Below are 15233 nucleotides of genomic sequence, written 5' to 3'. Positions count from 1 at the left end.
CATGCAGGCGCTGGCACTATTGCGCCGCGCCGCCACGCCCGACCTGCGCCACCTGAACTGGGCCACCTTCTGGCTGATCCTTGCCGCCGGCCTGGAAGTAATGGGCCCGATCCTGGGCAAGGCGCTGATCGACCAGCATCTGCTGCCGCGCCAGCTGGACTGGACCCGCATGTCGCTGCTGCTGGGCGGCGTGCTGCTGACCGGCTGGGCCGCCAGCGGCCTGCGCTACCTGCAACTGGTGCGCCTGTCCGGCCTGGCCATGCGTTCGGTGCAGCGCCTGCGTGAAAACGTCTACCAGCATGTGCTGAAACTGCCGATGGCGTTTTTCGACCGCGCCATTACCGGCCAGCTGGTCAGCCGCGTCACCAACGACACCGAAGCGGTCAAGTCGCTGTATGTGCAGGTACTGTTCGTGATCCTCGACAGCTCCATCGTGCTGATCGGCACCATGGCCGCGATGGCGTTTCTCGACTGGCGCCTGATGCTGATCGTGCTGGCACTGCTGCCGGCCGTGCTGGTGATCGTGTTCCTGTACCAGCGCTGGAGTGCGCCGGCCGTGACCCACGCGCGCGCGCTGCGCAGCGAGATCAACGGCCAGGTGGCCGAGTCGATTGGCGGCATGAGCGTACTGCAGGCCAATAACGCCGAGCGCCGCTTCGGCCAGCGTTTTGCCGGCATCAACCAGGACCATTACAAGGCGCGCATGCATGAACTGCGCGCCAACGCCTGGCTGCTGCGCCCGGCGCTCGATATGCTCAATATCGTGTTGCTGGCGGTGGTGATTTTCAGCTTTGGCCGGCGCGAACTGGGCGCCGTCGAAGTGGGCGTGCTGTACGCGTTCATCAGCTATATCGCACGCGTGATCGAGCCGCTGATCCAGATCACCATGCAGTTCAGCCAGCTGCAGCAGTCGGTGGTAGCGGCCGCGCGCGTCTCGGCCCTGCTCGACGAAGCGCAGGCGCCCGAACATGCGCAGCAAAGCGCGCGCCAGAGCAGCGCTGTCACGGCGTCGGCCGATACGCCGGCCGTGGCCATACGCGACCTTACGTTTGCTTATGTGGAAAAACAGCCGGTGCTGCACGATCTGTCGCTGACCATCCCGCAGGGCGCGTTTTTCGGCATCGTCGGCCATACCGGCAGCGGCAAGTCGACCCTGCTGTCGCTGCTGCTGCGCTTTTATCCGGTTTCGCAGGGCAGCATTGCCATCAACGGCATGGCGCTCGACAGCATCGACAATGCTCACTTCCGCGCCGAAGTGGGGCTGGTGCCGCAGGACCCGTTCCTGCTGGCCGCCTCGGCGCGCGAAAACATCGACATGGGCCGCGGCTACACGCAGGCGCAGATCGAGGCGGCCGCGCGCGCGGCGCATGCGCACGACTTTATCGCCGCGCTCGAACACGGTTACGACACCATGCTGGGCGAAGGCGGCTCGCGCCTGTCATCAGGGCAAAAGCAGCTGATCGCGATTGCCCGCGCACTGGCCGGCCAGCCGCGCATCCTGCTGCTCGATGAGGCCACCTCGCGCATCGACAGCCAGACCGAGCAGATCGTGCAGCAGGCCCTGAACGAGCTGCGCGGCAAGGTCACCATTATCGCCATCGCGCACCGGCTGTCGACCATTCGTGAAGCCGATACGATTATCGTGCTCAACCATGGCCGCATTACCGAGGCCGGCTCGCACGATGAACTGATGCAAATCGAACAGGGCTTGTACCAGCGCCTGTACCTGCTTCAGCAACTGGCCGCATAAGCTTGAGCGCTCCATGTTGTGAAATGTGCACTTTTAAGGAAAACTCCACGCGGCTTGATCTTTCCAGCTTGCAACGGCATATAATCCTTGCAGTGAACATGGTCATGCAGTAACAGCGGGAGCGGTGCATTGGCAGGCGGAGTCAAGACGACATCACGGTGGCAAGTCCGGTGCGGCGCACGCTGGCTGCTGGCCGCTGCATGCCTGTTGCCGCTGGCCGCCAGCGCCAGCGCCGAACTGGCGCAGCGCCTGGCCGATGTGCGCGAGGACGGTCGCTTCGCACCGGCGCGCGCATTGCAACGCCTGCTTGATGTCGAACAACAGGCACGCAGCGCCGAGCTGTCACTGCGCGCCGAATTCCTGACGCAACTGAGCCACGCACGCATGCGCCTGGGACAGACCGAGGCCGCCATGCAACTGGCCGACGAACTGATCGCCGACGGCAGGCAGCAGCACGACAACGTTACGCTGGCCAAGGGCGTGCTGAGCAAAGCCTATATCACGTTTGCCCGCAACGAGCGGCGCGCCTCGCACCTGCTGGCCTTTGAAGCGGAAAGCATCGCCAGCCGCACCGCCGACCTGCCGCTGCGCGTGCAGGCCACCATCAGCGCCGGCCAGTCGTGGGCCGAGGCAGGCGATTTTCCTGCCGCGCTGGCCAAGCTGCAGGCCGCAGTCGACCTGGGCCGGCAATCGGGCTCGCAAACCAGCCTGGCCTCGGCGCTGAACGCGCTGACGCTGCTGTACACGCAGATGCGCGAATACGACAAGGGCTTTGCAGTGCTGGACGAGCTGCTGGCTGTGACGAAGAAGCTGGGCTCGCCCGGGCGCATGGCGCAGGCCAAGAATACCGAATACGGCCTGGCGCTCGATGCGCAGCAGCCGGTACGCGGCCAGCGTGCCCTGCTCGTCGCGCTGGCGCTGGAGCGTCAGCTGGGCGCCAGGAGCATGGTGGCCACCACGCTGGTCAACCTGTCGGACAGCTATCTGAAGCAGGAGCAGTTCCAGCAATCGCTGCGCTACGCCAACGAAGCCATTGCTGCGGCGCGCCTGGTGAAAAACGAACAGGTCGAAGCGACCGCCTACCTCAATATCGGCCTGGCGCAAATTGGCCTGGGCCGCCTGGCCGAGGGCCGGCAAAGCGTGGAAAAGGGCCTGGCCTATTACGACCGGCAGGGCAGCTTGCCCGATATCCAACCGGTACTGCTGGAATACGGCATGGCGCTGGAAAAAGCCGGCGACATGCCAGGCGCTGTAACAGCCTACCATCGCGAGCGCGCCATCTCGAACCAGCTGTTTGAAAAGCAGCGCCAGCAGACCGTCTACGAGATGCAGGAAAAATACGAGACGGAAAAAAAGCAGCGCCAGATCGAATTGCTCAGCCATGAAAACCAGGTCAAGAGCACAGAAATCGACAATCGCCGCCTGCAGCAACGCGTCTGGTGGCTGCTGGCGCTGGTGCTGGCGCTGGCGGCCGTGATCGTCGGCCTGCTGTACCGCAAGGTGCGCCACGCCAATGTGCAATTAAAAGTCAGCAACCTGGAGCTGCAGCACCAGAGCACGCGCGACCCGCTGACGACGCTGTACAACCGGCGCCACTTCCAGGAGTTCATGCGCAGCCATGCGCCAGTGCGCAATCCCGCCGGCACGCACACCGGCGCCATGTTCCTGCTCGACGTCGACCATTTCAAGCAGATCAACGACAGCTGCGGCCATGCGGCCGGCGACCTGGTGCTGACCACCATCGCCGACACGCTGCACGAGGTATTGCGCGAAACGGACATGATCGTGCGCTGGGGCGGCGAGGAATTCCTTGCTTTCCTGCCGTCGATTACGCACGACGGCCTCGACGATATAGCGCGCCGCCTGCTCGACGGCGTGGCCGCGCAGACGGTGCATTATCAGGGCCAGCCAGTCAGGGTGCAGGTATCGATCGGCTATGCGCCGTATCCGCTGACGCCGCACGACCAGCCGCTGTCATGGGAGCGCAGCGTCAATCTGATCGACATGGCGCTGTATCTGGCCAAGGCGCATGGACGCAACCGCGCTTATGGCTTGCAAGGCTTTCATGGATTGGAAAAGACCACGCTCGAAGCGATCGAGCAGGATCTGGAACGCGCGTGGCGCGATGGCTTTGTGGACTTGCAAGTGATTTTGGGTGGCAGCACGGCGCTCGGGCCACCGTGCAGGGCGATTGGCTGAGGCCAGCATTAGCCGGCCTCGCCACTTATTGCCCCATCAGCCGGACTTACTTGGCCGATTCCTGGATTTTCTCTCCGGCGCGCTCGACCTTTTTGCCTACCGCATCGGCCGCTTCGCTCATTTTCTTGTCAGCGTCGGCAGCGACCTGATCCATTTTGGCATCGGTCTTGGCAGCCGCTTCGCTCATCTTGGCGTCGGCATTGGCAGCGGCGGCTTTCAGGTCAGCTTCGGCCTTGGCAGCGGTCGCATCGATCTGCGCACCGGCCTGCTCGGCAGGACCCTTGGTCGACATGTCATCTTTTTTCTGGCAGGCGGCCAGTGCGACCACCATCATGCCAGCCGCGCACAGCGTCATCAGGTTGTTACGTACTTTCATGATATTCCCTTTCATTGTTATTAAAACCAGCAGATCAGGCTTCAATATACACGCGGGAAATATTTTGAAGAGTACGCTAACGCACATAAGAACTGGCGTTTTGGCACGCAATTGTAAGCAGGCGTTTCTGCTGCGTTTTTGCCTCGTTATTGCCCCGCCGGCGCGTCCAGCAAGGCGCTCTCAAGCAGCTTTGACAAGGCCGCCCGCGTCGCCTGCGTGCGCGCCGCCAGCTCGGGACGCTTGTAGCGCTCGGCGGCCAGCAAACTCTTTTCTGCGCAGCCATGGTCGGCGCGCGCCAGGCAGGCGTCGGCAGCGTCGAGCTGTGCGCTGGCCAGCGCCACCTTGATGCGCGCGTCCAGTTCCAGCGTATCGGCGTCGTCGCCCCAGCGCTTGACATGGGTAGCCAGGCGGGTGGCGGCCTGCGCCGGCTTGCCGGCGTCCAACGCCTGCGCTACATCGAGCGTCAGCTGTTCGCGCGCCTGCTCGCGCCGCTGCTGTTTGCCGCAGTTGGTAGCGGCATTACTGATATCCGCTTGCACCTGCTTCACTTGCGCCGACGGCGCCTTGGCCGCCTTCAATTGCGCCAGCACCGCGCGCGCGCCATCGAGATCGCATTGCCGCGCCAGTACGCCAGCTTGTTTGACCTGATCGGCCACGCTGGCCGGCTTGTCGGCCGGCTTGTTGACAAACCAGATGCCGGCCAGCGCAGCACCCGCCAGCAGCCACGTGCGCAAGCGCACCGGCGGTCGCGGCGGCGGCACCGAGCGGGCCGTGGCCGGCCTGGGCGGAGCCGCTTTGGCCGGCGCAGGCTGGTCGATGGCGACAAATGCTTTTTCCGCTGCCGCCGGCGCCTCGCCGGGAGCGGCAGCGGCCGGCATCGGCGTTGGCGCCGGCCTTGGCACGGGCGGCGGCTTGAGCGCTGGCGCTGGCGTGGGTACAGGCGCCGGCGCAACCTGGGGCGTGCCGCAATATGGGCAATACGCCACGCGCAGCAGCAAAGGCCGGCCGCAGGCGGCGTTAATGCAAACTTGAGTTACTTTTTCCAACACGTTCCAACCTTTTCCTGGATGTGTCCGGCTTGCCTGCCGGACTCACCTGCCATCTTACCCCAGCCTGGCGTGGGCACGGCGCCGGTTCAGGCGCGCCGGAATTTACCGTCGCTGGCGTTGCCTCGGCCATCGCCGTGGCCTGCTCCGAACTGGCCGACCCGTGCTGGCGCGGCCAGGAAGCCACATCGCCAGCGGCCGGCGAACTGAGGATGGGTGAACGCGTGGTGGCTGGTCACGTAGGTCGGATTAGCCGGGCCGCGCAGGCGGGGCAAAGCCCCGCGTAATCCGACAACATTGTTGGCCGTAACCGTGGTGGTGTCGGATTACGCCAGCGCCTTACACCTTGACAGCGTCAGCCTTGGGAATCACCGTGCGCGGCACGATCTCGTTTTCCGGGCACGACGCCAGCGCGTCGGAATAGGCGAGCCAGCGCTTGAGGCTGTCCATGCGGCGGATGGTGATGCCCTTGCCGTTGATATAGCCGATCTGTTCGAAATTGGCCGGGCTGGTGGTCAGCTTGGAGACGGTGGGGGCGTTGTCGACCAGGCGGTCGTAGGCCTTGCGCGCCTTGTGCTCCCATTTGGCCAGCACCGGGTCGTCAAAGCGGTTGCTTTCAAAATAGATGGTGACGGTGCGGTCATGATTGGCAAAGCCGACAATGGCGGCACCTTTGCGTATCGTCATCAGGACATCTTCCTTGATGCCGTCTACCGGCACCAGCAAGGCTGCGCGGCCGTCCGCATCGGGCCGCTCCATGGGAATATCTTGTCCTAATAGACTCATCGCATCACACTCTTTCTGCTTGCTGTTCTCGTGCCTGGCTTCGGCTTTCGCTATGCTTCAAATAATACATTGCCGTAAAGCACTATACAAGCATACCAGTCACCACCACGACGGCTGGCCACAGCTGCGCCAAATGGAGAATGGCTGCTGCGCCGGCGCCGGCTTATAATGCGCAGCTTCCCTGACCGCACCAGCACCTGATCATGACGCTTCCAGAACCCGATACCAGCCGGCTTGACGCCATCAATGCCGCCGCCACCGATGTGGCGGCAAGCAATGTGGCGGACTTGCTGGCGCTGGCCATCTGTCACCGCCCTGACGAGCCGGCACTGGTGGTATGCGACACGCGCAGCTGGCTCAATGTGGTGCTGACCGAAGCGTACCGGCGCGCGCTGCCGCAGGCCAGCGTGATCGACTTTGACGCAGTCACGCCCGACACCGTGCTGGCAACGTTTGCGCAACTGCCGGCCGGCAGTCTGGTGGTGCTGATCCAGTCCACCAGTTTTCGCCTGGAAGCGTTCCGCATCCGCATCGAGTTGTTCAAGCGCGGCCTGAAAGTGATCGAGCATGTGCATCTGTCGCGCATGCCCGGCGTGCAGGGCCTGCACTATATTGCCTCGCTCGCTTACGATCCGGCCTACTATCGCGGCGTTGGCCATGCGCTCAAGGCGCGCATCGACCGTGCCCGCCACGGCATGGTGGACAGCGGCGGCGAACAGCTGGTGTTTGCCTCGCCGTTCGAGTCGGCCAAACTCAATATCGGCGACTACAGCGGCATGAACAATATCGGCGGCCAGTTCCCGCTGGGCGAAGTGTTTACGGAAGCGCAAGACCTCGAAGCGGTCAACGGCCGCGTGCGCATCTTTGTGTTTGGCGATACGCACTTCATGGTCAACCGCCCCGAGTCGCCAATTACCCTGATCATTGAAAAAGGCCGCGTGACCGGCACCGAAAACGCCACCCCGGCCTTTTTGGAAATGCTCGACATTATCCGCGCCCATGAGGGCGAAGTGTGGGTGCGCGAACTGGGCTTTGGCATGAACCGCGCTTTTTCACGCGAGCTGCTGGTCAACGATATCGGCACGTACGAGCGCATGTGCGGCATTCATCTGTCTCTGGGCGCCAAGCATGGCGTCTACACCAAGCCGCAGTTCAAGCGCAAGGATGCGCGTTACCACGTCGATATCTTTGCCGTGACCGAAGCGGTCTATCTGGACGACGAGCGCGTCTACCAGAACGGCGCCTGGCAATTGCAGCCTGACTGAGCCAACACGGCACTTTGTCGCATCTGCAGATAACCGCACCGAAATAACACTGTTCTGTAATGAACTTCGGCGTACATACAACAGTTAATTGCCAATAATGCATTCATTTTGAATAAATTTTTCTCTGTGGAAAGTACTTAATATATATTCGCGGCACGCTGTTTTCCTGCCGCCATTTCACCATGATGCTACGGTCGGGTTTTCAGCATCCTACTGACCACACCTGGAGAAATCTGTCATGCCCACCTGGATCAACAACATGAATATCGGCCGGCGCCTGCTGCTTGGTTTTGCAGTCGTGCTGCTGTGCTCGATTTTCGCCATCGGGATAGGCATCACGCGCTTGAGTGCGGTCGCCGACGCGAGCAAGCAGTTGCTCGAAGAGCCGCTGGCCAGCGAGCGCTATATCAGCGACTGGTACCGCAATGTGTTTTCAGGTATCCGCCGCAGCCTGGCCATCGCCAAGAGCAGCGATACGTCGCTGGGCGACTTTTTTGCTGCCGAGGTAGTGGAATCAACAAAAGGCTCGTCCGAACTGCAAAAGCTGATCGAACCTTCCATCAACACCCCGGAAGAAAAAAGGATCTGGGCCGAACTGATGGACCTGCGCAAGCAATACCTGGCCTCGCGCGATGAAATCTTCGCATTGAAAAAACAGGGTGAAGCCGAGCGCGCCTCGGCACTGGTCGATAGCAAGTATGTCCAGATCGCCAAAGGCTATTCCGACAAGATCAAGGAACTGCTGCAATACGAGCGTGACGATATCAACCGCCGCGCCGAAGAAATCCAGCAGATCTACAAACAGAGCCGCAACCTGATGCTGGCGCTGACGGGGCTGATGGTGCTGTTCGTGTTTGCCTGCGCCTGGCTGCTGGCGCGCTCGATCACGGTGCCGCTGGCCAAGGCGGTGCAACTGGCGCGCCAGGTGGCCGACGGCGACCTGACCTCGACCCTGACCAGCCATGCGCGCGATGAGTCGGGCCAGTTGCTCCATGCGCTGGCCGACATGAACGGCAAGCTGGCCAATATGGTCAGCCACGTACGCACCTCGAGCGACACCATCAATACCGCTTCGCAGGAAATCGCCGCCGGCAATGCCGACCTGTCGAGCCGCACCGAAAACCAGGCCAGCTCGCTCGAGGAAACCGCCAGTTCGATGGAAGAACTGACCTCCACCGTGCGCCAGAATGCCGACAATGCACGCCAGGCCAATCAGCTGGTCATTACCGCCAGCGGCGTGGCCGGCCGCGGCGGCAGCGTGGTCGAACAGGTCGTGGGCACCATGAACGGCATCCGCGACAGCTCGCGCAAGATCGCCGACATTATCGGCGTCATCGACGGCATCGCCTTCCAGACCAATATCCTGGCGCTGAACGCGGCAGTGGAAGCGGCGCGCGCCGGCGAACAGGGGCGCGGCTTTGCGGTGGTGGCTACTGAAGTACGCAACCTGGCCCAGCGCAGCGCTGGCGCCGCCAAGGAAATCAAGATCCTGATCAACGATTCGGTGCAGCAGATCGAGCAGGGCGGCGCGCTGGTCGACGAAGCCGGCAAGACCATGGGTGAAATCGTCAGCAGCGTGCAGCAGGTGGCCGACATCATGAGCGAAATCACCGCTGCCAGCGCCGAACAGAGCGCCGGTATCGAACAGGTCAATATGGCCATTACGCAGATGGACCAGATGACCCAGCAAAATGCGGCGCTGGTCGAACAGTCGGCGGCCGCTGCCGAAAGCATGCAGCAGCAGGCCGGCGACCTGGCCCAGGCCATGAGCGTGTTCCGCACCCATGCGGCAACGGCCGGTGCACAGCGCCTGGCCAGGCCAGCCGCACGCAAGCAGCTGGCCATCGCCTGAGTCAGATCACGGCCAGCAGGCCGGCCGCTGCCAGCTCACGGTCCCAGCTCGGGACCGGCTGGTATTCGGCCACCAGGAAATCGATCAGCGCGCGCACCTTCGGTGACGGCTGGCGGCTGGCCGGATACAGCGCGCTCAGGTAATTGAGCGGCAGCGACCAGTCGGCCAGCACCGGCACCAGACTGCCCTCGAGCAGCGCGCGCCAGGCCAGAAAAGTGGTGCTGTAGACAATCCCCAGCCCCTGCTGCGCGGCCTGTTGCAGCACCAGGCCATTATTGGCGGTAAATCCCGCCTGTACGCGCACACTCACTTCTTCGCGCTGCGCGCCCTGCCCCCGTTCAAAATGCCAGTTGGTGCCGTTCGTCAGGTGGCTGAAATGCAGGCAGTGATGCTGCAGCAGGTCTGTCGGCGCTTGCGGCGCGCCCCACTGCGCCAGATAGGCCGGACTGGCGCACAGCACCGCGCGGCACGGCGCCAGCGGCCGCATGGCCAGCGCGCTGCTGTCGGGAATGCCGCCAACGCGGATGGTCAGGTCGAAACCGTGGCGTATCGGGTCGAGCAGCGCATCATCGACCAGCAGTTCGGCCTGCACCTGGCGGTGCAGCAGGCAAAAACGCGCCACCGCATCGGCCAGCCAGGCGCTGCCAAAGCTCGATGGCGCCTGGATGCGCAGCGGCCCGGCCAGCGCGGCCCCGGTTTGCGCCGCATGGGCCACCAGCCGCGCCGCCTCCTGCGCCTGGCTGACCGCCGTCATGCACGGCGCCAGATAGGCACGGCCGGCGTCGGTCAGGCTCACCTCGCGCGTCGAGCGGTGCAGCAGGCGCGCCCCCAGCTTTTCCTCCAGCTGCATGACCATCTTGCTGACCATGGCGCGCGTCATGCCCAGGCGCTGACCGGCCGCCGTGAAGCTGCGCTGCTGCGCCACCTCGACAAATACTTCCATTGCACGCAATTGATCCATATCAAGATTGTCTGTTTTTTGACGACAATCTGTCAACCGCCAGCCGATTGTTTGGCTCGCCGCTGCCGCCTACAATAACGGCTTCTTATCATAGACGGAGCCGTTGCCATGCTGACCACTGCACAACAAGAACAATATCAACGCGACGGCTACATCATTCTGCCCGACTTCAAGAGCGCCGCCGAGATTGCCGCCCTGCGCACGCGCGCCGAGGAGATTGTCAACCAATTCGATCCCAGCGTCAGCCAGTCGATCTTTACCACGCGCGACCAGGCCAAAAACACCAACGATTATTTTCTCGCCTCCGACAACACCATCCGCTGCTTTTTCGAGGAAGAAGCGTTTGGCGCCGACGGCCAGCTGAAACAGGCCAAGTCGCTGTCGATCAACAAGATCGGCCACGCCATGCACGATCTCGACCCGGTCTTCCGCCAGTTTTCCAGCGACGCCAAACTGGCCGAAGTCGCGCGCGACCTGGGCCTGCTTGATGCGCAGGTATGGCAGTCGATGTATATCTTCAAGCAGCCCGGCATCGGCGGCGAAGTACGCTGGCACCAGGACGCCACCTATTTTGAAACCACTCCCATCAGCGTGACCACCTTCTGGTTTGCGCTGGAAGACGCAACGCTGGAAAACGGCTGCCTGTGGGCCGAGCCGGGTGGCCATCGCGGCCCGCTGCGCGAGCGCTTTATCCGCAACGGCGACCAGGTGCGCGTGGAAAAACTGTCCGACATGCCCTGGCCCGACAACAGTACCGCCGTGCCGCTGGAAGTGAAAGCCGGCGCACTGGTGTGCTTCCACGGCCTGCTGCCGCACTACAGCGCGCCGAACCGCTCGCCCGTCTCGCGCCACGCCTACACGCTGCACGCCACCGATGGCCGCACCGAATACGCGGCGCACAACTGGATACAGCGCGACCCATCGCTGCCAGTACGGGGCTTTGTCTGATGCGCATCGAGATTTTCGCCCCGCACTGGGGCAGCAACCACCTGGCGCCCGAGGTCTTTATCGAACAGGTGGTGGCCGCCGGTTTTGACGGCATCGAGATGTCGCTGCCGCTGGACGCTGGCGCGCGCGATAACTGGACGCACCGCATCGAACGCGCCGGCCTGAAACTGATCGCCGCGCAATGGGAAACCGTATTCCACAGCGATTTTTCCGCGCACCGCAGCGCGCTGGCCGAACTGCTGGACAACGCCTGCCAGGCGCGCCCGCTGCTGGTCAACACGCATACCGGCAAGGACTATTACACGCAGGCGCAAAACAGCGAACTGATCGCGCTGGCCGCCGCCATCTCGGCGCGCCATGGCGTGCCCATCGTGCATGAAATCCACCGCAGCCGCTTCAGCGGCCACCCGATGCTGCTGCTGCCGTATCTCGCGCAGTTCCCGCAACTGCCGCTGACGGCCGACCTGTCGCACTGGTGCTGCGCCTGCGAGTCGCTGCTGGAAGACCAGCCGCACACGCTGGCGCAGGTGCTGCCGTTGGTACGCCATATCCATGCGCGCGTCGGCCATGCACAAGGCCCGCAGGTAGCGGACTTCCGCGCACCCGAATCGCAGATGGCGCTAGAACAGCACCTGGCCTGGTGGGACCAAGTGGTGGCGCTGCGCCGCGCGGCCGGTGCCGAAGTGCTGACCTTCACGCCCGAATTCGGCCCGGCGCCCTACACCCAGACGCTGCCCTATACCCAGCAGCCGGTGGCCGACGCCTGGCAGCAGAACGTGGCCATGCTGGCGCTGCTGCGCGCACGCTACAAGTAGGAGCAGCGGCACCAGCAGCAGTTCGCTTGCAACAAAATAGCGCACTATATATACTGTGGTCATGACTACCTCACTGCCCACCGACCCGCAACAGGCGCTGCGTCTCGATAACCAGCTGTGCTTTGCGCTGTATTCGACCTCGCTGGCGATGAACAAGCTGTATCGCAAGCTGCTGCGCAAACTCGGTCTGACCTACTCCCAGTACCTGGTGATGATGGTGCTGTGGGAGCGCGACGGGCTGACCGTGTCGGAGGTGGGCGAACGGCTGTTTCTCGATTCGGCCACGCTGACGCCGCTGCTCAAGCGCATGGAAACGGCCGGCCTGCTGACGCGCGCGCGCGCCGCCAGCGACGAGCGCCAGGTCATCATTACGCTCACGCCCGAAGGCGACCAGCTGCGCCAGCAGGCAGCGGAGCTGCCGCAATCGATCCTCAACGCCAGCCAGTGCAGCCTCGATCAGATCGTCGGCATGAAGCAGCAGCTCGATGCGCTACGCGACAGTTTGATGAAAAGCGCCTGACAGCTGCGCGGCAGATCAAGAAAATCCGCAATCGCGGCGCAAACTGCGGGCTGCTCCCGCACAAATGCCGGCCAGGGCTTAGAATGCCTGCCTGGACCAACTGACAGCGGCCGCCGCGCCGGCACCACCATGAGCATCTCTGCCCCCATCTTTACCGATCCGTCCCGCGTGACCGAAGCGTTGCGCGAAGACGGCTATGCCGTGCTGCGCCCGCAGGACGTCGCTGCGCTGGCCGGCTGCCCGCTCGAGGCGCTGCAAGCACTGGTATCGAGCTGGGACACACTGGCGCCCGACAATTATCTGAAAGACGGCGGGCGCTATCGGCGCCGCCGCCACTCCTGCTTCGTGCAGGACGGCGCACAGCTGGCCCAGAGCGCACACCGTGCGCACTGGCAACCGGTCGAATACAACGCCCTGCATGGCGGCATGCACCGCCTGTTCGAACCGGTCAGCGCACAGGTGGTCGCGCAAGCGGCCTGGCAGCAACTGATTACCGCGCTGGGCGACGCCTGCTCCGCCGTCAAAGGCCAGCAGCCCTGGTTCATTGAAGCGCACCAGTTCCGCATCGACACCACCGACGGCATCGGCCGCCCCACGCCCGAGGGCGCGCACCGCGACGGCGTCGACTTCGTGGCCGTGCTGCTGGTCGGGCGCCACCAGATCAAGGGCGGTGAAACACGCATTTTTGAAGCCGATGGCCCCAACGGCAAGCGTTTTACGCTGACCGAGCCATGGTCGCTGCTGCTGCTCGACGATGCAGCCGTGATTCACGAGTCGACGCCGATCCAGCCTATCGGCCCGCACGGCCACCGCGACACGCTGGTGCTGACCTACCGCGCCAAGGCCTTCCAGGGCGAAAACTGAGCGGCTTCGCGAACCGGCAGGGGCGCGTCGCCGCCTGCCAAAAAAGTTACCCACAAGTTACTTTTGCAGGACTAAATCCGATATAGTCTCAAGGATGCCGATCTTGCGCGTCCCCTTGCGCCCAACATCCAATACCGTGCAATCTTAGGAGAGGTCTGTGGACTCCATCAATCAAATCAAGCCTGACGAAATCGAGATCCTGATCGTCGAAGACAGCCCGACGCAAGCCGAGCGCCTGCGCCGCCTGATCCAGTCGCTGCACTACAATGCGCGCGTGGCCGGCAACGGCCAGCTGGCGCTCGAGGCGATTCGCATCCACAAGCCGCACCTGGTGCTGTCCGATATCGTCATGCCGGAAATGAATGGCTATGAGCTGTGCCGCGCCATCAAGTCCGACCCGACCTTGCGCGACATTCCGGTGATCCTGGTCACCTCGCTCAACGATCCCAAGGACATTATCCGCGGTATCGAATGCGGCGCCGACAATTTCATCCGCAAGCCCTATGCGGAAGACTATCTGCTCAACCGCATCAGCCATATGCTGATGAACCAGAAGCTGCGCAAGAACCAGAACGTGGAAATCGGCATTGCGCTGTACCTGGGCGACCAGAAGCACTTCATCAACGCCGAACGCCAGCAGATCCTCGACCTCCTGATCTCGACCTACGAACAGGCGGTGCAGGTCAATGGCGAACTGCAGGCGCGTGAGCGCCAGGTAATCGAACTCAATATGCGCCTGGCGCATCACGCGGCCGAACTGGAAACGACCAACCGCGAGATCGCCCTGAAAAACCTGGAACTGGCCGAAGCGAGCCGCATGAAGTCGGACTTTATCGCCAATATGTCGCACGAGCTGCGCACCCCATTGAATGCGATTATCGGCTTTACCGGCGCCCTGCTGATGAAACTGCCAGGTCCGCTGACGCCCGACCAGGACAAGCAGCTGACCACCATCCGCGCCAGCGCGCGCCACCTGCTGTCGCTGATTAACGATATTCTCGACGTGGCCAAGATCGAAGCGGGCAAGCTGACGCTGTCGATCGAAGCGGTGGCCTGCCATGACCTGCTGGGCGAAGTGGCCGAGACGCTGCGTCCGCTGGCGCAGCAGAAAGGCCTGACGCTGGATGTGGAGATCGGCGACCGGCCGGTCGTGATCAACACCGACCGGCGCGCGCTGACGCAGATTTTGATCAACCTGCTTAACAACGCCATCAAATTTACCGACACCGGCAGCGTGCGCATTGCACTGCAGCAGTGCGACGCCAACGGTGCGCCAGTTACCGAAATCAGCGTGACCGACAGCGGCGCCGGCATCCGCCAGGAAGACCAGGCCAAGCTGTTCCAGGCCTTCTCGCAACTCGACTCCACCTCGACCCGCCATGTCGAAGGCGCAGGCCTGGGGCTGTACCTGTGCCAGAACCTGGCACACGCTATCGGCGGCAAGCTGTCGCTGCAAAGCGACTACGGCGCCGGCAGCACCTTTACCCTGAGCATGCCTGGAGCCTGACCCGGGAGGAGACAGTGCAGTGCAATATAAATCCGGCAATATGACTACTCTGTCACCGTAATTCTACGGTATTGCACTGCACCATTTTTAGCGCTATAGTGGAACTGTCTCCTCCAAGTCGTTCTCCGAACATTTGGATTTAGCCCGCGCCGCAAGGTTCGCGGGCTTTTTTTTGCCTCGGCTCAGCGGGTCTTGTCGGATTACGCCGCTGCGCGGCTAATCCGACCTACCAGGCACCGGCAAGGCGTAGGTCGGATTAGGCCCTTCGGGCCGTAATCCGACAACATTGTTGGCATGTGCGGGAATTGTCCGATCACGCCGCAGAAAATTTAAGTAAAACAAAC

At 62.9% G+C, this 15233-nt stretch carries 15 protein-coding genes; 11 read left to right on the top strand and 4 right to left on the bottom strand.

The window, feature by feature from the left end; translation table 11 throughout:
* Position 1 precedes the first annotated feature (1 nt).
* Together GCM43_RS08925 and GCM43_RS08920 are read left to right on the top strand one after the other, a co-directional pair.
* Positions 2-1750 carry an ABC transporter ATP-binding protein gene (locus GCM43_RS08925; RefSeq protein ID WP_152243657.1) on the top strand — a complete coding sequence of 583 codons (1749 nt, stop codon included), beginning with the start codon at positions 2-4 and terminating at the stop codon, positions 1748-1750.
* A gap of 207 nt (positions 1751-1957) precedes the next feature.
* Complete coding sequence (locus tag GCM43_RS08920; RefSeq protein ID WP_226929407.1) at positions 1958-3949, top strand: tetratricopeptide repeat-containing diguanylate cyclase; 1992 nt, start codon at positions 1958-1960, stop codon at positions 3947-3949.
* A gap of 46 nt (positions 3950-3995) precedes the next feature.
* Here the strand turns inward: GCM43_RS08920 and GCM43_RS08915 are convergent, their stop codons facing one another.
* Positions 3996-4325 (bottom strand): hypothetical protein, encoded by a 330-nt coding sequence (locus GCM43_RS08915; RefSeq protein WP_152243320.1) that lies wholly within the window; start codon positions 4323-4325, stop codon positions 3996-3998.
* A gap of 146 nt (positions 4326-4471) precedes the next feature.
* Positions 4472-5065, bottom strand: a complete 594-nt coding sequence (locus GCM43_RS08910) for a hypothetical protein (RefSeq protein WP_152243318.1) — start codon at positions 5063-5065, stop codon at positions 4472-4474.
* Here GCM43_RS08910 and GCM43_RS08905 point away from each other — a divergent pair.
* Together GCM43_RS08905 and GCM43_RS08900 are read left to right on the top strand one after the other, a co-directional pair.
* Positions 5052-5357 carry a hypothetical protein gene (locus GCM43_RS08905; protein ID WP_152243316.1) on the top strand — a complete coding sequence of 102 codons (306 nt, stop codon included), beginning with the start codon at positions 5052-5054 and terminating at the stop codon, positions 5355-5357. The two genes, GCM43_RS08910 and GCM43_RS08905, sit on opposite strands and share 14 nt — an antisense overlap.
* A gap of 46 nt (positions 5358-5403) precedes the next feature.
* Positions 5404-5658, top strand: a complete 255-nt coding sequence (locus tag GCM43_RS08900) for a hypothetical protein (protein ID WP_152243314.1) — start codon at positions 5404-5406, stop codon at positions 5656-5658.
* A 52-nt stretch (positions 5659-5710) separates the two neighbouring features.
* Here the strand turns inward: GCM43_RS08900 and GCM43_RS08895 are convergent, their stop codons facing one another.
* Positions 5711-6157: a hypothetical protein gene (locus GCM43_RS08895; RefSeq protein WP_226929406.1), complete on the bottom strand. Its 447-nt coding sequence runs from the start codon at positions 6155-6157 to the stop codon at positions 5711-5713.
* A 203-nt stretch (positions 6158-6360) separates the two neighbouring features.
* Between GCM43_RS08895 and GCM43_RS08890 the strand changes: the two genes are divergently transcribed.
* A complete protein-coding gene (locus GCM43_RS08890; protein ID WP_152243312.1) occupies positions 6361-7422 on the top strand; it encodes a M29 family metallopeptidase in 1062 nt (353 codons plus the stop codon).
* Positions 7423-7660: 238 nt separating this feature from the next.
* Positions 7661-9274 (top strand): methyl-accepting chemotaxis protein, encoded by a 1614-nt coding sequence (locus tag GCM43_RS08885; protein ID WP_152243310.1) that lies wholly within the window; start codon positions 7661-7663, stop codon positions 9272-9274.
* A gap of 1 nt (position 9275) precedes the next feature.
* Here the strand turns inward: GCM43_RS08885 and GCM43_RS08880 are convergent, their stop codons facing one another.
* Positions 9276-10235 (bottom strand): LysR family transcriptional regulator, encoded by a 960-nt coding sequence (locus tag GCM43_RS08880; protein ID WP_226929405.1) that lies wholly within the window; start codon positions 10233-10235, stop codon positions 9276-9278.
* A gap of 108 nt (positions 10236-10343) precedes the next feature.
* Between GCM43_RS08880 and GCM43_RS08875 the strand changes: the two genes are divergently transcribed.
* The 5 genes from GCM43_RS08875 to GCM43_RS08855 all read left to right on the top strand — a co-directional run bounded on the left by GCM43_RS08875 (position 10344) and on the right by GCM43_RS08855 (position 14889).
* Positions 10344-11183, top strand: a complete 840-nt coding sequence (locus GCM43_RS08875) for a phytanoyl-CoA dioxygenase family protein (RefSeq protein WP_152243308.1) — start codon at positions 10344-10346, stop codon at positions 11181-11183.
* On the top strand, positions 11183-11998 hold the full coding sequence (locus GCM43_RS08870) for a sugar phosphate isomerase/epimerase (protein ID WP_152243306.1): 816 nt from the start codon (positions 11183-11185) through the stop codon (positions 11996-11998). Before GCM43_RS08875 ends, GCM43_RS08870 begins: the two co-directional genes overlap by 1 nt.
* Positions 11999-12059: 61 nt before the next feature.
* On the top strand, positions 12060-12518 hold the full coding sequence (locus tag GCM43_RS08865) for a MarR family winged helix-turn-helix transcriptional regulator (protein ID WP_152243304.1): 459 nt from the start codon (positions 12060-12062) through the stop codon (positions 12516-12518).
* Between the two features lie 129 nt (positions 12519-12647).
* Complete coding sequence (locus GCM43_RS08860) at positions 12648-13382, top strand: 2OG-Fe dioxygenase family protein (RefSeq protein ID WP_152243302.1); 735 nt, start codon at positions 12648-12650, stop codon at positions 13380-13382.
* Positions 13383-13539: 157 nt separating this feature from the next.
* Positions 13540-14889 carry a hybrid sensor histidine kinase/response regulator gene (locus GCM43_RS08855; protein WP_152243300.1) on the top strand — a complete coding sequence of 450 codons (1350 nt, stop codon included), beginning with the start codon at positions 13540-13542 and terminating at the stop codon, positions 14887-14889.
* The last annotated feature ends 344 nt before the right edge of the window (positions 14890-15233 follow it).

Origin of the sequence: Janthinobacterium aquaticum (assembly GCF_009208565.1) — a bacterium.
In the GTDB taxonomy this organism is placed as follows: domain Bacteria; phylum Pseudomonadota; class Gammaproteobacteria; order Burkholderiales; family Burkholderiaceae_D; genus Janthinobacterium.
This window is presented reverse-complemented; position numbering and strand designations above follow the sequence as displayed.

Excerpts from the sequence above, each read along its gene's own strand:
- GCM43_RS08925 (WP_152243657.1), top strand. The coding sequence starts at position 2 with ATGCAGGCGCTGGCACTATTGCGCCGCGCCGCCACGCCCGACCTGCGC.
- GCM43_RS08915 (WP_152243320.1), bottom strand. The coding sequence starts at position 4,325 with ATGAAAGTACGTAACAACCTGATGACGCTGTGCGCGGCTGGCATGATG.
- GCM43_RS08895 (WP_226929406.1), bottom strand. The coding sequence starts at position 6,157 with ATGAGTCTATTAGGACAAGATATTCCCATGGAGCGGCCCGATGCGGAC.
- GCM43_RS08890 (WP_152243312.1), top strand. The coding sequence starts at position 6,361 with ATGACGCTTCCAGAACCCGATACCAGCCGGCTTGACGCCATCAATGCC.
- GCM43_RS08885 (WP_152243310.1), top strand. The coding sequence starts at position 7,661 with ATGCCCACCTGGATCAACAACATGAATATCGGCCGGCGCCTGCTGCTT.
- GCM43_RS08880 (WP_226929405.1), bottom strand. The coding sequence starts at position 10,235 with ATGGATCAATTGCGTGCAATGGAAGTATTTGTCGAGGTGGCGCAGCAG.
- GCM43_RS08875 (WP_152243308.1), top strand. The coding sequence starts at position 10,344 with ATGCTGACCACTGCACAACAAGAACAATATCAACGCGACGGCTACATC.
- GCM43_RS08870 (WP_152243306.1), top strand. The coding sequence starts at position 11,183 with ATGCGCATCGAGATTTTCGCCCCGCACTGGGGCAGCAACCACCTGGCG.
- GCM43_RS08865 (WP_152243304.1), top strand. The coding sequence starts at position 12,060 with ATGACTACCTCACTGCCCACCGACCCGCAACAGGCGCTGCGTCTCGAT.
- GCM43_RS08860 (WP_152243302.1), top strand. The coding sequence starts at position 12,648 with ATGAGCATCTCTGCCCCCATCTTTACCGATCCGTCCCGCGTGACCGAA.